Source organism: Methylomonas sp. MS20 (assembly GCF_050275925.1).
Lineage (GTDB): Bacteria > Pseudomonadota > Gammaproteobacteria > Methylococcales > Methylomonadaceae > Methylomonas > Methylomonas koyamae_A.
Genome location: NZ_CP189962.1, coordinates 2596373 through 2616007 on the forward strand (window position 1 = coordinate 2596373; position 19635 = coordinate 2616007).

Annotated in this window: 14 protein-coding genes and 1 tRNA gene; 5 read left to right on the top strand and 10 right to left on the bottom strand. The window is 56.4% G+C overall.

Features of this window, described 5'->3' with window-relative positions; all coding sequences use genetic code 11:
- Nucleotides 1-143 precede the first annotated feature (143 nt).
- Nucleotides 144-1268 (top strand): GGDEF domain-containing protein, encoded by a 1125-nt coding sequence (locus ACQE3D_RS11440; protein ID WP_168030898.1) that lies wholly within the window; start codon nt 144-146, stop codon nt 1266-1268.
- Here ACQE3D_RS11440 and galE read toward each other — a convergent pair.
- The 5 genes from galE to ACQE3D_RS11465 all read right to left on the bottom strand — a co-directional run bounded on the left by galE (nt 1259) and on the right by ACQE3D_RS11465 (nt 7043).
- Nucleotides 1259-2305 (bottom strand): UDP-glucose 4-epimerase GalE, encoded by a 1047-nt coding sequence (galE, locus tag ACQE3D_RS11445; RefSeq protein ID WP_313727872.1) that lies wholly within the window; start codon nt 2303-2305, stop codon nt 1259-1261. The genes ACQE3D_RS11440 and galE overlap by 10 nt on opposite strands.
- Before the next feature lie 18 nt (nt 2306-2323).
- Nucleotides 2324-3217: a tRNA 2-thiocytidine(32) synthetase TtcA gene (gene ttcA / locus ACQE3D_RS11450; RefSeq protein WP_313727871.1), complete on the bottom strand. Its 894-nt coding sequence runs from the start codon at nt 3215-3217 to the stop codon at nt 2324-2326.
- Nucleotides 3218-3263: 46 nt separating this feature from the next.
- Complete coding sequence (gene fabB, locus ACQE3D_RS11455; RefSeq protein ID WP_313727870.1) at nt 3264-4484, bottom strand: beta-ketoacyl-ACP synthase I; 1221 nt, start codon at nt 4482-4484, stop codon at nt 3264-3266.
- A 13-nt stretch (nt 4485-4497) separates the two neighbouring features.
- A complete protein-coding gene (gene fabA / locus ACQE3D_RS11460; RefSeq protein WP_064027660.1) occupies nt 4498-5013 on the bottom strand; it encodes a 3-hydroxyacyl-[acyl-carrier-protein] dehydratase FabA in 516 nt (171 codons plus the stop codon).
- A 77-nt stretch (nt 5014-5090) separates the two neighbouring features.
- Nucleotides 5091-7043, bottom strand: a complete 1953-nt coding sequence (locus tag ACQE3D_RS11465) for a transglycosylase SLT domain-containing protein (protein ID WP_313727869.1) — start codon at nt 7041-7043, stop codon at nt 5091-5093.
- Nucleotides 7044-7088: 45 nt separating this feature from the next.
- Here ACQE3D_RS11465 and ACQE3D_RS11470 point away from each other — a divergent pair, with 45 nt between their 5' ends.
- Nucleotides 7089-8885, top strand: a complete 1797-nt coding sequence (locus ACQE3D_RS11470; protein ID WP_064027657.1) for an ABC transporter ATP-binding protein — start codon at nt 7089-7091, stop codon at nt 8883-8885.
- On the top strand, nt 8882-9715 hold the full coding sequence (locus tag ACQE3D_RS11475) for a PHP domain-containing protein (RefSeq protein WP_281023258.1): 834 nt from the start codon (nt 8882-8884) through the stop codon (nt 9713-9715). Before ACQE3D_RS11470 ends, ACQE3D_RS11475 begins: the two co-directional genes overlap by 4 nt.
- Nucleotides 9716-9717: 2 nt before the next feature.
- Here the strand turns inward: ACQE3D_RS11475 and ACQE3D_RS11480 are convergent, their stop codons facing one another.
- The 5 genes from ACQE3D_RS11480 to ACQE3D_RS11500 all read right to left on the bottom strand — a co-directional run bounded on the left by ACQE3D_RS11480 (nt 9718) and on the right by ACQE3D_RS11500 (nt 16854).
- A complete protein-coding gene (locus ACQE3D_RS11480) occupies nt 9718-11859 on the bottom strand; it encodes a putative bifunctional diguanylate cyclase/phosphodiesterase (protein WP_313727867.1) in 2142 nt (713 codons plus the stop codon).
- Complete coding sequence (locus tag ACQE3D_RS11485; RefSeq protein ID WP_427551734.1) at nt 11856-14582, bottom strand: ATP-binding protein; 2727 nt, start codon at nt 14580-14582, stop codon at nt 11856-11858. Before ACQE3D_RS11485 ends, ACQE3D_RS11480 begins: the two co-directional genes overlap by 4 nt.
- Before the next feature lie 451 nt (nt 14583-15033).
- Nucleotides 15034-15552, bottom strand: coding sequence for a 3'-5' exonuclease (locus tag ACQE3D_RS11490; RefSeq protein ID WP_139306172.1), 519 nt, complete (start codon nt 15550-15552; stop codon nt 15034-15036).
- A gap of 156 nt (nt 15553-15708) precedes the next feature.
- Complete coding sequence (locus tag ACQE3D_RS11495) at nt 15709-16335, bottom strand: class I SAM-dependent DNA methyltransferase (protein WP_071156911.1); 627 nt, start codon at nt 16333-16335, stop codon at nt 15709-15711.
- A gap of 431 nt (nt 16336-16766) precedes the next feature.
- Nucleotides 16767-16854 (bottom strand) — tRNA-Ser (locus tag ACQE3D_RS11500).
- Between the two features lie 283 nt (nt 16855-17137).
- On the opposite strand from ACQE3D_RS11500, the gene ACQE3D_RS11505 reads away from it, so the two are divergent.
- Nucleotides 17138-17560 carry a response regulator gene (locus tag ACQE3D_RS11505; protein ID WP_064027645.1) on the top strand — a complete coding sequence of 141 codons (423 nt, stop codon included), beginning with the start codon at nt 17138-17140 and terminating at the stop codon, nt 17558-17560.
- Between the two features lie 30 nt (nt 17561-17590).
- Nucleotides 17591-19621, top strand: coding sequence for a two-component system response regulator (locus ACQE3D_RS11510; RefSeq protein ID WP_064027643.1), 2031 nt, complete (start codon nt 17591-17593; stop codon nt 19619-19621).
- Nucleotides 19622-19635: the final 14 nt, after the last annotated feature.

Here is a 19635-nt window from a genome sequence, read left to right on the forward strand (position 1 = left end):
GCGAAACCGAGCGGGTAACCGGCCTCAAACACGTCGGGTTGAGCCCGAGGCGGCCGGATGAAGCCTCGTGTGTCAGGCCCGCGCATTTTCGACAAACCCTGCTAGGATTATCGGCTGGGTCGTCGCGCGCGGTGGGGGCAAGATTGGAAGAAGATATAACAGCTGAATTGTCGGTTCTGGAGAGCCATTTGGATGGCATGCTGAATCGCGTTCAACATAACAGTCTGACTCTGAAGCGCCTGCAGGCTTTCGAAATGCGTTTGTTGGCGCTGAACACCCTGGCGGAGATGATTGAATTCATCATAGACGAGACCCGCTTGTTTTTTAATCTCGATGCGGTTTGCTTGTCCTTGATCGACGCCCAAGGCGAAATTGCCAGTTGTCTCGAGGCAGATCACTATGCGTTTCGCGAGCGGCCCGATTTGGTGCTGTTGGAGCAAGACGGGGTATTTCTACAAAGTTTCGGTACGGCCGGCCAGCCATTGGTGGGTATCCATCGCGATGAGCGCTGGAGCCGCTTCTTTCCAGGCGTCGAGAAACAGCCGGCTTCGGTTGTGATCATCCCGCTAATCCGCCGCGGCAAAATTCTGGGTTCATTAAATTTGGGCAGCCACCAGCGCGACCGTTTTATCAACGGCATGGCGACCGACTTTATCGAGCACATTGCATCCGTGATCGGGATTTGTCTCGAAAACAACTTGAATGTCGAGACAATGCGTCGCACCAGCTTGATAGACCCGCTGACCGGCGTCAATAACCGGCGCTTTCTGGAACAGCGCATCGTCGAGGAATTGGACCGAAGTCAACGCAGCCGTGAACCCCTGTCCTGTCTGTTTCTGGATATCGACTATTTCAAACGAATTAACGACGGCTTCGGTCATCAAGCCGGCGATCAAGTGCTCTCGTTGGTGGCGTGTACGATCAAACGGCAGCTACGTAGCAACGATGTACTGGTCCGATACGGCGGCGAAGAATTCGTCGCACTGTTGTCGCAGGCGGACGAAACGATGAACGGTGAGATTGCCGAGCGGATCCGCATCGGCATTTCCGATTTGACGATCAAATACGCCGATCAAGTTATTCCGGTCACAATCTCGATCGGTGCCGCCACCTACCACCCTAACCTCAGCCGGAAATTGGCGGTGCCTCAAATCGCGCTGGAACTGGTGCAAGCGGCGGATGTAGCCTTGTACGAGGCCAAGCGTAGCGGCAGAAACCGGGTTGAAAACGCCGGGTTGGTGCTGGAGCCGAGGGCTGTTCAGTCGTAACCGTTGGGGTTTTGTGTTTGCCAATGCCAGGTATCGGCCAGCATCCGGGCCAACTCTCGCTCGGCCTTCCAGCCAATTTTTTCGGCGGCCAGGCCGGGGTCCGCGTAACAGGCCGCCACGTCGCCGGGCCGGCGCGGCGCAATACGGTAGGGTACGGCTTGTCCGGTGACTTCAATAAAGGTTTCGATCATCTGTAAGACGCTGTAACCGTTACCGGTGCCGAGATTGATGGCGTCGCACACGCTATCCTTGGCATCCTGTTTTAGAAGGTATTCCAAGGCCTTGATGTGGCCGACCGCCAAATCGACCACGTGGATGTAGTCGCGGACGCCGGTGCCGTCCGGCGTCGAATAGTCGTTGCCGAATACCGACAGCATCGGTAATTTGCCGATCGCGACTTGCGACAGGAAGGGCATCAAATTATTGGGGATGCCGTTCGGGTCTTCGCCGATGAGCCCGCTGGCGTGCGCGCCGATCGGGTTGAAGTAGCGCAATATCGTGATTTGCCAAGGTGTGGCGCTATGGCTCAGCGGATCGGACTGGCTAAGGTCGCGCAGGATTTCTTCGATAAACAGTTTGGTGCGGCCGTAAGGGTTGGTGGCTTGCAGCGGAAAATGTTCCAGAATAGGCACGCTGTGCGGATCGCCGTAAACGGTGGCCGAAGAGCTGAACACCAGGCGTTTGATCCCGAACTCCGCCATCGTCTCCAGCAGTACCAAGGTGCCGTAAATATTGTTGTGATAGTAGTTCAGCGGCATCTGGCAGGATTCGCCGACCGCTTTCAGTCCCGCGAAATGCACGACGGCGGCAATGTTGTGCTGGACCATGATGGCTTGCAACGCCGCTTTGTCGGTAATGTCGGCTTGATGAAAAGCTATTGTTTTGCCGGTGATACGTTCTACCCGGCGAATGGCTTCGATTTTGCTGTTGCTGAGATTGTCGACGACGACAACATCGAATCCTGCGTGTAACAGCTCGACGCAAGTATGGCTGCCGATATATCCAGCGCCGCCGGTGACCAAAATGGTTGGGTTCATGTCCGGATTTCCGTTGGGTTAACGTTCGAGTATGTCCAGTCCGGCGCCGTAGGCAACGACGGCCGATTGGTCGGTGCCAACGTCGCCGCAAGCGCTAGCGGCCGGCAGTGGGTTAGTATCGCGGGTCAGGCCGGCAAAGTCGAATAGGCCGGCGTCGAGCATTTGCGATGGCGCAATATTTTGCAGCCCGGCGAAAATGGTTTCGATACGACCGGGAAACTGCTTATCCCAACCGTTCAGCATCACCTTCATGGCTTTGCGTTGCAGGTTTTCCTGGGAGCCGCACAAATTGCACGGAATGATCGGAAATTGCTTGAAGGCCGCGAAGCGATTGATGTCTTTTTCCCGGCAGTAGGCTAACGGCCGAATCACGATGTTCTGTTTGTCGTCGCTGAGCAATTTCGGCGGCATTGCCTTCAGTTTGCCTGCATAAAACAAATTCAGGAAGAAGGTTTCGACGATGTCGTCTCGGTGGTGACCCAGCGCGATTTTGGTGACCCGATGTTCTCTGGCAAAGCCGTACAGTGTGCCGCGCCGCAGCCTTGAACACAGACTGCAGGTGGTTTGGCCTTCCGGAATGATGCGTTTGACGATGCTGTAGGTATCGTGCTCGATGATATGAAACGGCACGCCGATAGATCTCAGGTATTCCGGCAATACGTGTTCCGGAAACCCGGGCTGCTTTTGATCCAAATTGACGGCCAGTATGTCGAAATCCACCGGCGCGGTCTTTTGTAAGTTCAGCAGAATGTCCAGCATCGTGTAGGAGTCCTTGCCGCCGGACAGGCAAACCATGACTTTGTCGCCATGCTCGATCATATTGAAGTCGGCGATAGCCTCGCCGACGCTACGGCGCAAACGCTTCTGCAGTTTGTTGAATTGGGTGCGGGATTTTTGGCTGGAATCGGACATGGGCGCTAGGCGAGCGGCTAAAGCAAGGCTTCAGCCGCTTAAGGGTTTAGCCGTTGAAACGTTGGAAGATCAGCGTGGCATTGGTGCCGCCGAAGCCGAAACTATTGGACATCACGGTGTTCAAGCTGACGTTGTCCCGGTATTCGCGAACGATGGGAATGCCCGCCGCGCCAGGGTCGAGTTGGGTAATGTTGGCCGATGCGCTCAAGAAACTTCCTTGCATCATCAGTAACGAATAAATGGCTTCATTGACGCCGGCCGCGCCCAAGGCATGGCCGGTCAGTGATTTGGTGGAACTCACCGGCGGTACCGAATCGGCGCCGAACACCGCGCGCATCGCTTCCAGTTCGCGGGTATCGCCCACCGGCGTACTGGTGCCGTGCGCATTGATGTAGTCGATATTGCCGTCAACGGTCGCCAACGCCATTTGCATGCAGCGCACCGCGCCTTCGCCGGACGGCTGCACCATGTCGTAACCGTCGGACGTGGCGCCGTAGCCGACCAGTTCCGCGTAAATTTTCGCGCCGCGCGCCTTGGCATGTTCCAGTTCCTCGACAACCAGTACGCCGCCGCCGCCGGAAATCACGAAGCCGTCGCGGGTTTCGTCGTAAGGTCTAGACGCGCTTTCCGGCGTATCGTTGTATTTGGAGGATAGCGCGCCCATCGCGTCGAACAAGACCGACATAGACCAATGCAACTCCTCGCCGCCGCCGGCGAACACCACGTCTTGCTTGCCGAGTTGGATCAATTCCATCGCATGACCGATACAGTGGGCGCTGGTCGCGCAGGCCGAGCTGATCGTGTAATTGACGCCCTTGATTTTGAACGGCGTGGCCAGACAGGCGGTATTCGTGCTGGACATCGCGCGAGTCACCATATACGGACCGACTTTCTTGACGCCCTTGGAGCGTAGTATGTCGGCCGCATCGACCAAGTTCGACGTAGACGGTCCGCCGGAACCCATCACCAGACCGGTGCGGACATTGGACACTTCGTCGTCGGCCAGACCGGAGTCGGCAATGGCTTGTTCCATCGCCAAGTAATTGTAAGCCGCACCATCGCCCATGAAGCGTTTGACTTTGCGGTCTATCGCTTCGTCGAGGTTGATCTTGATCGGACCGTGGATTTGGCTGCGAAAGCCCAGTTCACGATAATCTTCGCAAAAACCAATGCCGGAACGCCCCAGGCGGAGCGACTCGACCACTTCGTCGCGATTATTGCCAATGCTGGAAACGATGCCCAGACCGGTTACTACTGCTCGTCTCATGGCTAGACCTTCTTCAGAAATCCTGGGTGGAGGTAAACAGACCGACTCTCAGGTCGGTGGCTTCATAAATTTGCTTGCCGTCGACTTCCATCACCGCGTCGGCAATGCCCATGACCAGTTTGCGCAAGATCACCCGTTTCAAATCGATTTTATAAGTGACTTTTTTCGCGCTAGGCAAGACTTGGCCGGTGAACTTGACTTCGCCGCAGCCTAACGCCCGACCTTTACCTGGTCCGCCCATCCAACACAAATAAAAGCCAACCAATTGCCACATCGCATCTAAACCCAGGCAGCCGGGCATCACCGGGTCACCTTGAAAATGACAGGCAAAAAACCAAAGATCGGGGGTAATGTCCAATTCGGCAATGATTTCTCCCTTGCCATATTTACCGCCTTCGTCGGAGATGTGGACAATTCGATCCATCATCAGCATATTGGGAAGCGGTAGCTGCGCGTTTTCCGGGCCGTAGAGCTCGCCCCGACCGGACATCAACAATTCTTCGCGCGTAAAACTGTGCGGCTTCTCCATTCAATACTTACCTGATAAATTGGGTTCAAAACACCCGACATTATCCAATAATTAGCCTAAAAAATCAGCCCTAAATTTCATCCAGGCCTCACGTCACGCATCAAATCCTCCGAACGTGGTGTCTCGGCATTCAGGCGTTCCCGGTAGATCAGACTATACATCAACACCGATGCCACGTAGCCGCGGGTCTCCTTGTAGGGGATGGTCTCCACCCAAATATCGGCCGGCAGCGGTTTATCGCTCGGCAGCCAGCGCTTCACTCGATTAGCGCCGGCGTTGTAGGCCGCGGCGGCCAGAGCCGGGTGGCGATCAAAGCGGTCCAGCAACTGCTTGAAGTGCCAGGCGCCGAATTGGATGTTAGTATCCGGTTTAAGCAGGTCGTTTCCGCCGCTCCAGGGCTCCCCCAGGTTTTTCGCGATTTCCTGACCGGTGTTCGGCATGATTTGCATCAACCCCTTCGCCCCGGCCGGCGAGTCGGCCTGCGGGTCGAAGGCGCTTTCCTGGCGGATCAGCCCGAAGATCAGCGCCGGCGCCAATTGGCGGGCGCCGGCGGCTTGCCTCACACTGTCGGCGTAAGCGATGGGGAAGCGCAGTCCAATGTCGTCCCATTCGTTAGCCTTGGCAACCGTGGCGATCGCTTGCGCCGACCAGCCCCAGCGCTGCGCCAACTTGGCGGCGGCCGCCAAGCGCGGTTTATCGAGTTTGGCGATGGCGAAGCCCCATTGCCGCTTAGCTTCCAATGGTCGATCCAAGGCTAAAAACTCGGAAACTTCCAAAAATTCCGAGCGCGATTGCAAGTCTTCCAGCTCCGACTCCGGAACGGCCAGCGGCTTGTCGACCAGCTTCACCGTCCGTCCGAGCTTGCCGGCCGCCAGAAAACCGTAGTAACTGCGATGTTCGGCAATTTGCCGGTAAAGGCTCAAGGCCGGTTCGCGCAGTCCGGATAGTTCCTGGCTGCGCGCCAACCAATATTGCCATTTGTCCTGGTTTCGTTCTTCGTTGTTCAATCGAGACAATGCCAGATCGACCTCCGGCCAGGACTGGTGTTGCAACGCGGCACGCACCCGCCATTCGCGGATCGAGTCGTCGCTATCGTCTAGCGCCGCCAATCGGGCATAGGCGCGGCGGTCGCGTTGCGTAGCCAGCGCCAACCCGATTTGTTTTTCCACTCGCTGGCTGGATTCGGCCGGAATCGGCAAGCCCGCTTTTTCGCGATCCCAGAACATCAGCGCGGCGTCCAGGTCTTGTTCGAGCCAAAGCACCGTGGCGAAAACCAAGCACTCGGCGCGGGTTTCGGCCGGATATTCGCGCCAGGCCGCTGTATTGGCGAGGCGCTCGGGGTGGCGTTGCAAGTCTAGCCATAGATTCGCCAGCCTGAGTTCGTCTTCCGCGAATGCCGGTAGCAAGCGCTGAGCCAGCCCGGTATTGCCTCGTTTCAGAGCCGCCTTGAAGCGCAGCCACAGCAGGTCTCGGTTGAAATAAGGCGAGGCCTGGTACGTCGAAAACAAGCTTATGCAGGGTTCCGCCGGCTCGCCGCCGCTCAGCCAAAGCGGTCTGGCTATTCCAAACGCTTCGTCGGTCCGGCCGGACTGTAAATAGGCCAGGCCGGCGTAGCATTGCAGTTCGGGGTCTTCAGCGCCGCGGTATTGGCTTAATAACTCCGACCAGCGTTGCCGCTTGCCAAGTTGTATCAGCCATTTGGTGCGTAATGGCGCCGCGTAGCGGGTATTGGCATAAGTGTCGAGAAATCGACGTACGGCCTGATCGTCGTCCAGATGCGATTTAGCCCAAAGGTAGCGCAAATAAGGCAGTAACGGATAATCGGTCAACTCGGCGCTCAGCCGTTGATAATCGCCAAGCCGATTCTCGGCGACAGCGCGTTCGGCTTGCAGGAAAGCCGTGCGCTGGGACGAAGCGGGCTGAGCGGCGATGCAACAACCGGCCGCCGTCAGCCAGAGGACGGTACCCAATGTCCTTAGAAATCGCGAAAAGCCGCGCGGAAATAACAAGTGTTCAGTAAAGATCGCCACGCTATTATAATTTGCTATTAAGCCACCGGATTTAGTCATATTCCCTTGAACGCACCCCAAGCCGTAACACCTCAGGAGTATTCCTGGCATTATATCTATCGCATCGCACTGCAACACAAAAAGCAATTGGTGACCGGTCATATCATCGCCTTGCTGGCGACGGTCGCCAGCGTACCGGTGCCGCTGTTGATGCCGCTGCTAGTGGATGAAGTGCTATTACATCATCCCGGTACGGTACTCAATACTCTGGACCCATTGATTCCAACAGAGTGGCGGGTGCCGATTTTCTACATCGGCGTGATCTTGCTGGTCAGCTTGTTGATGCGACTGTTCGCGTTGGTATTGAACATTATTCAAACCCGGCAATTTTCCAATATCGCCAAGGATGTGATTTTTCGGATACGCGAGGGCCTGGTCGGCCATTTGCAGCGAGTGTCGATGTCGGAATACGAGAGCCTGGGCAGCGGTACGGTCAGCGCCCACATGGTGACCGACCTGGATACGCTGGATACTTTTATCGGCACGACGATCAGCAAGTTGTTGGTAGCGGTATTGACAGTATTCGGCACCGCGTTGATTTTACTGTGGATGCACTGGCAGTTGGGCTTGTTCATCATCTTTTTGAACCCGCTGGTGATCTACCTAGCCAAGGCTATTGGCTCGAAGGTGAAGGATCTGAAAGCAAATGAAAACAAAGCCTATGCGGTGTTTCAGCAAGCCTTGAGCGAAACCTTGGATGCGATACACCAGATACGCGCCAGCAACCGAGAGGCGCATTATTGCCGGCAGTTGGTCGCCAGTGCCGAGGCGGTTAAGAACCACTCGACGGTATTCGCGTGGAAAAGCGATGCGGCGATTCGCCTTAGCTTTCTGACATTTTTGTTCGGCTTCGATATTTTTCGCGCCACCGCGATGCTGATGGTGCTGTATTCCAACCTCAGTATTGGCGAAATGCTGGCCGTGTTTGGCTACCTGTGGTTCATGATGGCGCCGGTGCAGGAGATTTTGAGCATACAGCAGTCGTTTTACGCCGCGAAGGCGGCTTTGGCGCGGGTTAACCAATTGACCCACTTGCAGCGCGAACCCGATTATCCGCACGCTGAAAATCCGTTTGTCGGCCGGAAAACGGTATCGGTCGGCGTGCGCGATTTACACTTCAGCTACCGCGACGAGCCGGTTTTGAACGGCATCAACCTCGACATACCGGCCGGCGAGAAAATCGCATTGGTCGGTGCCAGCGGCGGCGGCAAATCCACGTTGGCGCAGACTTTGATCGGCTTGTATCCGCCCGGCCGAGGAATGATTTACTTTGACGGCGTTCCGCTGAATCGGATTGGTTTGGATGTGGTGCGCGAGCATGTCGCCACGGTATTACAGCATCCGGCCTTGCTCAACGATACGATAAGGGCCAATCTGACCTTGGGCCGCGACGTCGCCGATAGCGACCTGTGGCGGGCCTTATCGATGGCGCAACTGGCGGACGCGGTGCGCGAGCAGCCGCTTGGCCTGCACACCGTGGTCGGTCGACAAGGCATGCGTTTGTCCGGCGGACAACGCCAGCGTCTGGCCATTGCCCGGATGATCGTCAGTAATCCGGCGGTCGTCATTCTGGACGAGGCCACCTCGGCGCTGGATACCGAGACGGAATTCAAGTTGCATCAAGCTTTAGCGGAGTTTTTGGAGGGCCGCACCACACTGATTATCGCTCACCGGCTGAGTGCGGTAAAACAAGCCGACCACGTATACGTCTTCGAGCAGGGCAAAATCTGCGAGCAGGGTAAGCACGATGTCTTGATTCAGCAAAACGGGTTGTACGCCAAGCTTTACGGCGACTACCAATGAGCGCCGCCATCTACGATTTGCATAGTCACTCCAATGCTTCGGATGGCGTATTGACGCCGGGCCAGTTAGTACGCCGGGCGCATGCCCGCGGCGTTACCGCCTTGGCGTTGACCGATCACGATACGACAGCCGGTTTGGCCGAGGCGCGGGTTGTCGCGGCGGAATTGGGCCTGCGCTTGATTCCAGGTATCGAATTGTCGGCCAGTTTCGAAAGCCATTGTTTGCACGTGGTCGGATTGAATATCGATCCAAGCCACCCAGTGCTGGTCGACGGTGTTGCCAGACAGCAGGATTTGCGTGTCGAGCGGGCTAGGAAAATCGCCGACAAATTGGCTAGAAAAGGTATAGACGGTGCTTTTCAGGCCGTCGCCCGCGCGGCGCGCGGCGGCGAAATTACCCGCTTGCATTTCGCCGATTTTTTGGTCGGGGTAGGCCGCGCCAGGACTCAACAGGACGCTTTCGACCTTTACTTGAGCAAGGGCAAACCGGCCTATGTCGCCACGCAATGGGCCGGATTAGCCGAAGTTATCGGTTGGATAAACGCCGCCGGCGGTTTGGCGGTACTGGCGCACCCGTTGCGCTACAAATTGAGCAATAAATGGATCAATAAAGCGTTGGCGGCATTCAAAGTGGCGGGCGGGCAGGGTGTCGAAGTGGTCACCGGGCGGGCCAGCGGCGACGATATTCGCTTCAGTCAAGAATTGGCCACCAAGCATCAGTTACGCGCGTCGGTCGGTTCCGATTTTCATGCCCCCGAAAACCAATACTTGGAACTGGGCCGCTTGGCGCCGCTGCCGGTCGGCTCCCAGCCGATTTGGGAATTGTTCTAGGGTTATCGCCCGCTGTTGGACAGTGTCGTTTGGTTGAAATGGGCGACGAAATCGAAGAACTCGTCGGCCGGGGCCGGCTTGTGATACAAAAAGCCCTGGGCAATATGGCAACCGCCGGCCATCAGAAATTCGGCCTGCGCTTGATTCTCGACGCCCTCGGCAATCACATCCAGGCTTAAGGCCCGGGCTAGCGCCAATATCGCGGTTGTAATGGCTACGTCGTCTTCGTTATCCGGCAAGTCGCGGACGAAGCAGCGGTCGATTTTCAATTCCGATATCGGCAATTTTTTCAAATACGACAACGACGAATAGCCGGTGCCGAAGTCATCGATGCTGGTCTTCACCCCCAACGCGCGCAATTCGCGTAACGTGACCAGCGCTTCATCGACATGGTCGAGCAACATGCTTTCGGTCAATTCCAGTTTCAAGCATTCCGGTGCGATGCCGGCCTGGGTCAAGGCGTTGCGGACATGGCCGACAAAGCCCGGTTGATGCAATTGGTTGGCCGAGACGTTAGCGGATATCACCATGGCCGGACTGATGCCGCGATCTTGCCATTCGCGGATTTGCAGGCACACCGTTTCCAGCACCCAATTGCTGATAGGCACGATCAGCCCGGATTCTTCGGCGATGGGAATGAACTGCGACGGCGCGACCAGTGCCAGATCCGGATGGCGCCAACGGATCAAGGCTTCGCCGCCAACCACGCGCTGACGATGCATATCGACCTTGGCTTGATAAAACAGCAGCAATTCGTCTCGGTCCAGCGCCCGCCGCAAGCTGTTTTCCATGGCCAGTTTCTGGAACGCGACCGCATTCAACGATTTGCTGAAATATTGATAGGTGTTTTGGCCTTGTTCGCGGGCATGGTGCATCGCGAACTCGCCGTTTTTAATGTAAGCGTCTTCGTCGCTACCGTCGCCCGGATAAACCGCGATGCCGATGTTGATGCCCAGGAATAACTCGATCGCGTCGATTTGGAAGGCGGGTTCCAGGGTTCTGAGAATTTGGCGGGCCACGCGCACGCCGGTTTGATCGTCGTCGGCGTGTTTAAGCAATATCGTGAACTCGTTTCCGCCTAAACGCGACACGGTGGATTCGCCGCCAAAGGCGCCTCCCGCCTTGCCGTGGCTGTCGCGGACTTCGGCGACCAAGCGGTCGGCAAACATTTTCAAGACGTGATCGCCGGCTCTTGGGCCTAATGTTTCATTGATGCGGCTGAAGCGGTCTATGCAAACGAACAAGGTCGTAATCCGGCTATTTTGATGATTGCATTGCGCCATCGCCTCGGCCAGAATTTCCCGAAATAGTGCCCGGTTCGGCAGTCCGGTCAACGGGTCGTAGTACGATAAAAATCTGACTCTTTCCTCGATATGGCGGCGCTCGGTAATGTCTTGCAGCGTGCCTTGTATCCGGGTCGCCGATTCGCCGTCGACGATCAATTCGCCCTGGATGTGAACGATACGCTCCCCGCCGTCGCGGTGAACAACCGGGAGGTCGAGCCGAAATTGGCGGCGATTTTTCAAGCACAGGTCGATGGCCTGCCGCAAGATCCCCACTTCGCTGGGATGCACCGCCGCGTACAAGTCTTGACAACTAGCCTGAAAGTGCTCGGGAGAGACGCCAAGTAAATTGAACACTTCGCGCGACCAGATCATTTTGTCGGTATCGACCCACCATTCCCAACTACCCAGCTGGGCGATTTTCTGCGCCTTACGCAGTTCCGCCTCGCTTTTGGCCAGTTGGGCCAAAGCCGCGGAGGACCGAAGCAGATAACGCAAACGGTGCGGGAGGGTGGCCCAGCTGATGGGTTTAGCGACGAAATCGGTGGCGCCAAGCTGAAAGGCGCGATTGACCGACTCCAGATCGTCGACGCCGGTCAGCATGACGATCGGCAGCAAGCGTTTTTCAGGCTGGGCGCGAATGCTTTGCAGGCAGTCGAAGCCGCTAATGCCGGGCATCATCACGTCTAGCAACACCAGATCGGGTTGGTCCGCCGCCAAACGCTCCAAACCGGTTTCGCCGTCGCTGGCGCCGATTACCGCGAAGCCCTCCCGGTCCAGGATGTTCGTCAACATCAGACGTATCATGTCGTCGTCGTCGATGACTAATATCAGACTACGGGAGGATGGCGGGGAGGTCATTCGGGATCCGGATTAGCAAGCTTTGCAAGCACTCGTTTATAGCTGTGTTGCAAGGTCAGGGCAAGCCGGTCGTCGAAATCCAGCGTATTGTCGCGGGCCGCATGCTCGATGGCTTTCGCTTGTTCGGACAAGCCTCGCGCGCCGATATTCGCGGCCGCCGACTTCAACGCGTGCGCGGCGAAACGCACGGCTTGGGGGTTTTGCTCGCGTAGTCCGGTGGCGATTAAGTCGATTTGTTCGAGCGCATTCTGACGGAACAGGTCGACGACTTCCGTGACCAACTGGTCGCCGCCGATCTGCCGTAAAGTGTCCAGGGCGTTGTTGTCCAATTTGTCCAGGTCCTTGTCGATGGGCGGACGGGCCGGTGATTCGTTGTTGCCGGAATGCGGTAGAAAGCGGCCGATTTTACTCGCCAGCGCTTGCTGTAAAAACGGCTTGCTGACGTAGTCGTCCATGCCGGCGTCCAGACATTTTTGCTGATCGCCCTCCATGGCGTTGGCGGTCAGCGCGATGATCGGAATTCGCGTGCCGCCTTGTTGGCGTTCGCTGTCTCGAATTAGCCGGGCGGCCGAATAGCCGTCCATCTCCGGCATCATGCAGTCCATCAAGATTAAGTCTATCGGTTCGGATTCGTAAATGTGCAGCGCGGACTTGCCGTTATCGGCAATTCTGACCCGATACCCCAATTGATCGAGCATGGCCTTGGCGACTTTTTGATTGACCGGGTTATCCTCCGCCAACAATATTCGCCGCCGATCGCAACGGACTGCCACCAAGTCGGCGATGCTGGGTTTACCGTCTACTCCCAGCAATAATACTTCCCTGAGCGCTTGGCGCTCAATCGGCTGGTATAAAACCGGCCAGTCCGGAAGCGGTCGTTTAGGGTCGGGGCCGCTGGCGCCACTGATTTCGACGGCGCGAATCGAGGCTAGGCGCGGCAAGGTTTGAAGACGTTCGTTTAACACGCCGACGTCCAAGGTCGCCACGTCGAACAAAATGAAATCGTAATAGATGCCGGATTTCGCACCCTCTTCCAGCCGTAGCAGGGCCGATGCTTCGTTTGCGGCGAGCTTGAAATGCACGCCGAGTTCGGAGAGTTCCAAGCACAAGCATTCGATGTCCAGCTGGCCGTTGGCAACCACCAGCGCGCGTCGTCCCCGCAAAATCGGGTCGACGTTGACCGGCGGCAGGAGAGCGCCGGCCGGGGCGAGCGGCAAATAGACCGCGAACTGCGAGCCGACGCCCAACTGGCTGCGCACTTCGATCCGCCCGTCCATCAGACTGGACAATTCCTTGCAGATGGCCAATCCCAGGCCGGTACCGCCGTATTTGCGGGTGGTCGATCCATCGGCTTGGTTGAAGGGCTTGAACAGCTTAGGCAAGATTTCTTCGGCGATACCGATGCCGCTATCGACCACCCGAAACACCAAGGGTAGCCGCCGTTCCGGTGCGGCCGGATCGGCTTCCGCCGCCGAGACGTACAAACCCACCGAGCCGCGTTCGGTGAATTTGATGGCGTTCGACAACAAGTTAGTCAGAATTTGCCGCAAACGGTGCGGATCGCCTCGGACCGCGTCGGCGACGCTGGCGTCGATTCTGCAATCCAGCTCGATATGCTTGGCGCGCGCCCGCTCCCAGAACAACGCCGACAGTTGCTCGATGAGTTCGTAGAGGCTGAAATCGATGGTTTCCAGTTGCAATTTGCCGGCTTCGATTTTCGAAAAATCGAGAATATCGTTAATAATGGTCAATAGCGATTCCGCGGAGCTGAATACGGTTTCCGCATATTGGCGTTGAGTGTCGTCCAGCCGGGTTCCCAACAATAATTCGGTCATGCCCAATACACCGTTCATCGGCGTGCGGATTTCGTGGCTCATCGTCGCTAGAAACTGTGACTTGGCGACGTTGGCGGCCTGCGCCTCCGCGACGGCTCGGCGCAAGTCGACGGTACGCAGATCGACTTGCCTTTCTAGATTTTCGCGTTGCTTGGCCAACTCGGCGTCCCGTTGTTGCAGGCGTTCTATCATCGAATTGAAGCTGGCGACCAATTGGCCGACCTCGTCGTCTCCGCCGCCGCCGGCCCGCACCATGTAGTCGTTATCTTGCGAAACCTTGCGCGCCAACGACGACAAGGCGGTTAGCGGCGCGGCGATCGATTTGGCCAAATTACGGCCGAATAACACCGCGAGCACCACCGCGGTCAGCAACGCGCCGAACAGTTGCGCCATATTGATTAACACCGTCCGCCACATCGGCCGTAAATCGACGGCCATTCGCAGATGTCCGATGATTTCGGGACCCTCGCCGCTAACCGGGTATATCAAGACTTGTTCGGTCAGTCGCCAGCCGTTGCTCGAGTTTTCCAAGCGCGCGTCGCTCAAGTCGCGCGGGACATCCGGCGTTGTATCGCTTGAGGGATATTGCGCGAACAACAAGCCTTCCCTGCTATAGAGTTGCGCGGACAAAATCTCCGGTTTACCGCGCAAGGTCGCCAGCACGCCGTTCGCGGTCTTGACGTCGTCGAACAACAGCGCGGCGCTAGCACTAAATCCCACCATTGTGCTCAATGAACGGGTTTCGGTTTCCAAACGGCCCCGCTCCTGATGAATTTGCGTCAGACTGGTGATCGGCAACGTAAACAGCAAGGCCAGCGCCACGGTCAGCTCCTGCAAATACAAAAGCTTTTGCTTCATCGGCAAATCGGGCAGTTTGCGTCGCGCCATGGTCCGCCAAGCCTCCTCGTGGAATTAAGCCGGTCAACCGTCGCCGAATAGGCGTTCGTCACATACTCTATCGTTTTGGTTAGGCTGTCCTAGGCCTTGCTCGCGACTCTTTCACGGGTCTTAGCACGGCGTACTTTAGTCTAAAGATTACCAATATAGCTTTATTTTGTGAATCCGCCAGCAAAACGGCGGATGGTGCCCGATAGCGCGATCCGCGTAGCGTGAGGGCTAGGCGTTCCAGCAACGGTCCCGCTTGCACAAGCACAAACGAATCGAGCCGTTCGCGCGATGGTATTTTGTCGGATTCCGGTAATGCTCGCCGTTTCGGAGGGGATTTGGGTTGGCGCTGTCGCGGGTGTCGAGATCCAGGCTGGCGAGCTTGCCCGTTCGTGCTATCGCGAGGCGTAATAACCAGGAACATAGGGTAGGACTCCGTCCGAACGCTTTGTCGTCATGCGGGCGATCCAGCAGGTAGTGCGCTTATTTCCCTGGTGCGAGCAAACGTTTCCTGGACGATCAGCGCATCGCTACTGGCGCGATGGCGTTGTAACGCCAGCGTCTCTATCACTTCGTGCTTGATCTCGCTCCAGATCGCCATCTGGCTTTCCTTCAAAATGTTTTCCAACGGACTTAAATAAAAACTGGGTTGAGCATGGGCGTCGTAATACAGTCTGGAAAGCCAGGGTTTGTCGACAACCCAACCGTCGCTATACACTACGCGGTTACCGAGAAAGGCGTTTAACTCGCCAACCACCACCTGGATCGGCTTGCCGTGCGCCAGCAGCAGCTCACGGCTAAGGCCGTGAACTCGTTCGGCTTCGCCGTCCCAAAACCGCCAGCTTTGAGCCGGTTTGATTAAAGCGCAATATTTTTGACCGTCGGCCAAGACGACCCCGACTTCAATGGGATAGCTGTCGACACCAAACCCGGAGGCTTCAAAATCGATCACGTTGGGTCTGCGGTTTTCCAACTCGATATTCCTTAGTTTTCGCCAAATTCCTAAGACTAGCCGAGTTTTTGCGTTTGGTAGGGGACCTTAGGCAAGCCGAAACCCACCTGAATCGGATTTCGATGCAAAAAATAAAAACCAACACCCTGGATCTCGTCGGGCCGGTCGCCGGTGGGTTCAGTCCAATCGGCGCGCGGTCAGCGCCAACCAAGGTTGCTCGTGGCGCGGCTTGCCCGGCGGTCGGTAGTAGTGATCGAGGATCTCGAATCGGGCCGCGGCCAAAAACGTTCGGCTCGCGTCAATTTCCATGAAATGGCCGTAACGTTGTCCGGACCAACCTTCACCGTTGCCGCGAGGATTGGATATAAACAAGACCCCAGCGGATCTTAGTGCGGCATGTAACTGATCTAGCACGCGCGGCAACTCGCGGCTAGGTATATGAAACAGCGAGGCGTTGGCGAAAATGCCATCGAAACCCTGAGTCGGCAAATCCAGACTTAGAAAATTTTGCCGCAATACCTGACAGCCGCTGTGAGCGCGCGCCATCTCGCAAAATCTCGCGCTACCGTCCAGTCCGACCGGTCTGTGGCCTAAGGTTTTAAAATAGAACAGATCCCGGCCTGGCCCACATCCAAGATCCAAAATATCCAGCGCTCGATCTCGCGGTAACGCCCGTAAAAATGCCGCATAATTCTGGCTGACGTCATGATCCTTGGTGCCTTCCCAAAACGATTCGGCATTGAGGTCGTAATGATTCAAAGTGGCGGCTTCGATTTCGGTCAGTTGTTCGCTGTCGGTTTCCATGAAGTTTACTCTGCAATCGAAGGTTGTCAGTATCGCGTGAAGTCGCCGGCTCGCCAAATGTAAGGTCTATCCAGCAACGTTGTTCAGCCAGATGTTGCCAGCGTAAGGAGTCTCCCAAACTCTTCTATTCCTCGAAATCCGGCTGCGGTCGTTAGCTCATCCACCGCTTGGGTACGACGAGGCTAAAACTGATTATGCTCTAAGCGAAGACCATGGCACATAAGCCATCCGGCGGTGTGCGGACGGGCCTCGAACCTGGGCCGGCACGCAAACTAATCGAAAGCTTCGGATTGGGGAGCCGACATCTTGAAAAGGATTTAGGAATCGGCGAGCTTATCCGATGGTAAAACTAAGACAGGTTCGAACTGGAAATTCAAACAATAAAAAAGGCCTTGATAAACTGGAGTTTATCAAGGCCTTAAAATATTCGGTGGCGGAGAGAAAGGGATTCGAACCCTTGATACGTTGCCGTATACACACTTTCCAGGCGTGCGCCTTCGACCGCTCGGCCATCTCTCCAGGTGTGAATCAGTCGGAAGAAACATGCTAAGGTTGTTCAACCCCTCGGCGATAGCCGGAAGGCTTTTTTTAAAAAGCGGTGACTGATTTATCCTCGGTAGGATACTCGATACACCCAGCAAATGCAAGGTGGATCGAGGTGAGCGCGGGTTCGACAGGCCTGCGAGGCAAGCGTTGATGTTTGTCTCGAATCAAACCGCGGAACCGGCTTGTGCCGATTCGGCAATCAGTAGGCCATTGAATTCACTAAAGACATTATTTCAGCCGTTGGGAGGCGGCGTCCATGCCTGACACTTATAGCGCCGGCGACAAATCCAGGATTTTGATCGTCGACGATGTTCACGAGAACTTGCACACCCTATTGAACATACTCCGCGGCGAGTATGCGATTCTGGCGGCAACCTCCGGCGAGAAAGCCTTGGAGATCGCCCAGCGCCAACCCGTGCCGGATTTGATTCTGCTGGACGTGGTGATGCCGGAAATGGATGGCTACCAGGTGTTGGAATGCTTGCAGGCCTCGGACGCCACTGCCGACATCCCGGTGATCTTCGTAACAGCCGCATCGGAGTCGGGCGACGAAGCCAAGGGATTTCAGATGGGTGCGGCGGATTATTTGACCAAGCCGGTCGTGCCGGAAACCTTGCTGGCCAGAGTCCGAACCCACTTGGCCCTAGCCGCCTATCGTAAACGCTATGGCCGACTATAATTGGCTTCACTGCCCGAGTCTTACGAATTCATGAGTAAAAATGCCAATTTTGTCAGCAAGTCCCGACCAACCATTTTGGTTGTCGACGATTTACCGGAGAACATTCATGGTCTGCTGGAGGCCTTGAAGGGCGACTACGGCATACTGGTTGCCACCGATGGCCAAAAAGCTCTGGACTTGGTATTCGGCCCCACCCCGCCGGATTTATTGTTGCTGGACGTGATGATGCCGGGCATGGACGGTTATGAAGTCTGCCAGCGTATCAAGGAAAATCCAGCCACCGAAGCGATTCCGATTTTGTTCGTGTCGGTGGTTGACGCCGCGATCGAAAAAATCCGCGGCTTTTCGTTGGGGGCTGGGGACTACATCACCAAACCCTTCGATATCGACGAAGTTCGCGCCAGAGTCAAAACGCACCTGGAACTGAGTCGCCTGCGGCGCGCGCTGGAAGGTCGCCTGCACCGGCTCAACGAGTATACTCGGGCAACCGATGCCGCCAACATCGTCTCGCGTACCGATGCGGCCGGCGTGATCACCTTCGTCAACGATGCCTTTGTCGATACCTACGGTTACAGCCGGGACGAAGTCATCGGAAAAACCCATAAACTCATTGCCGATCCGGATACGCCATGCAGTTTGTTTCGGGAAATGTGGCAGACCATCGCCGGCGGTGATGTTTGGCGCGGGATTTATTGCAATCGCCGCAAGAATGGCGACACGGTTTACATCAACAATACCATCGTACCGGTAGTCGGTGCCGACGGCCGCCCCAGCGAATACATGTCTTGCAGCGTGGATGTCACTTGCTTGATACACCAAGAAGAACTGATCCGCGAACAAGCCACCGACAAATTGACCGGACTGCCCAACCGCGTCAAATTGATGCAGGACTTGGAAGCCGCCAGCCGTCCTTTGCTCGGCATGATCAATATCGACCAATTCAAGGCCATCAATGACTTTTACGGCTTGGCCAACGGCGACAAGGTTTTATTGGAAATCGGCCGACGTTTGGACCGGATGGGCGGCGGCTGGGTCGAAGCCTACCGCATTGGCGGCGATTTGTTCGCGATGCTGGCGGTTGGCGACGATTGCACGCTGGAGCAGTTCGCGTCCTTGATAGCCCGCATCATGCGGCACTTGGAGGAAGAACCGGTCGATTGCGACGAGGACCGTATTTTCATTCAAGTCACTGCCGGGATTTGTCAGGGTACCGACAACTGTTATACCCATGCCGCGCTAGCGTTGGCCAGGGCCAGGGCCGAACAACGCGATTACCTGATCTACGATGAGGAAATGGAGGTCAAATCGCATTACCGCGACAACATCCGCTGGAGCCAAAAGATTCGCTCGGCGTTAGCCAGCGGTCGGATCGTGCCCTACTACCAGCCCATCGTCGACAATGCCACCGGCCGGATTGTCGAATACGAAGCCTTGATGCGGATGATAGACGAGGACGGCACGGTGATTCCACCTACCTTTCTCGGCGTGGCCAAACGCTCCCGCCAATATACGGCGCTGACCAAAACCATGGTCAACAAAGTGATCGAGGCCTTGCCCCATTGTAGCGGTTTGATGGCGCTGAATTTAACCGTCGAAGACATCATCGACGCCGATACCGCCGCGTTTCTGTACGATCGCCTGTCGCCGCCGGAGGTTGGGCCGCGCATCGTCTTGGAAATCACCGAGACCGAAGGTATCGAAAATTACGGCGAGATCGCCGAGTTTATTGAAAAGCTGAAGGCCCGAGGTTGCCGTTTCGCGATCGACGATTTCGGTAGCGGCTATTCCAATTTCGCGCATTTGTTACGGCTGAAGATCGATTATTTAAAAATCGACGGTTCCATCATCATGAACATCATCGATAGCCGCGATTCGCAAGCGATCGCTCACGTCATCGTCGATGCGGCCCGGCGCCTGGGGATGAAGACGATCGCTGAATTCGTCGGCAGTCCGCGTATCCAGGCCAAGGTCAAGGAACTGGGTATCGATTATTCCCAGGGCTATTACATTGGCCAGCCCTCGCCGGTGGCGGCCGCCAGCTATACCGAATCGGACGCGTGAAGGCATGCCGGACC

Excerpts from the sequence above, each read along its gene's own strand:
- galE (WP_313727872.1), bottom strand. The coding sequence starts at position 2,305 with ATGAACCCAACCATTTTGGTCACCGGCGGCGCTGGATATATCGGCAGC.
- ttcA (WP_313727871.1), bottom strand. The coding sequence starts at position 3,217 with ATGTCCGATTCCAGCCAAAAATCCCGCACCCAATTCAACAAACTGCAG.
- fabB (WP_313727870.1), bottom strand. The coding sequence starts at position 4,484 with ATGAGACGAGCAGTAGTAACCGGTCTGGGCATCGTTTCCAGCATTGGC.
- fabA (WP_064027660.1), bottom strand. The coding sequence starts at position 5,013 with ATGGAGAAGCCGCACAGTTTTACGCGCGAAGAATTGTTGATGTCCGGT.
- ACQE3D_RS11475 (WP_281023258.1), top strand. The coding sequence starts at position 8,882 with ATGAGCGCCGCCATCTACGATTTGCATAGTCACTCCAATGCTTCGGAT.
- ACQE3D_RS11480 (WP_313727867.1), bottom strand. The coding sequence starts at position 11,859 with ATGACCTCCCCGCCATCCTCCCGTAGTCTGATATTAGTCATCGACGAC.
- ACQE3D_RS11485 (WP_427551734.1), bottom strand. The coding sequence starts at position 14,582 with ATGGCGCGACGCAAACTGCCCGATTTGCCGATGAAGCAAAAGCTTTTG.
- ACQE3D_RS11495 (WP_071156911.1), bottom strand. The coding sequence starts at position 16,335 with ATGGAAACCGACAGCGAACAACTGACCGAAATCGAAGCCGCCACTTTG.
- ACQE3D_RS11505 (WP_064027645.1), top strand. The coding sequence starts at position 17,138 with ATGCCTGACACTTATAGCGCCGGCGACAAATCCAGGATTTTGATCGTC.
- ACQE3D_RS11510 (WP_064027643.1), top strand. The coding sequence starts at position 17,591 with ATGAGTAAAAATGCCAATTTTGTCAGCAAGTCCCGACCAACCATTTTG.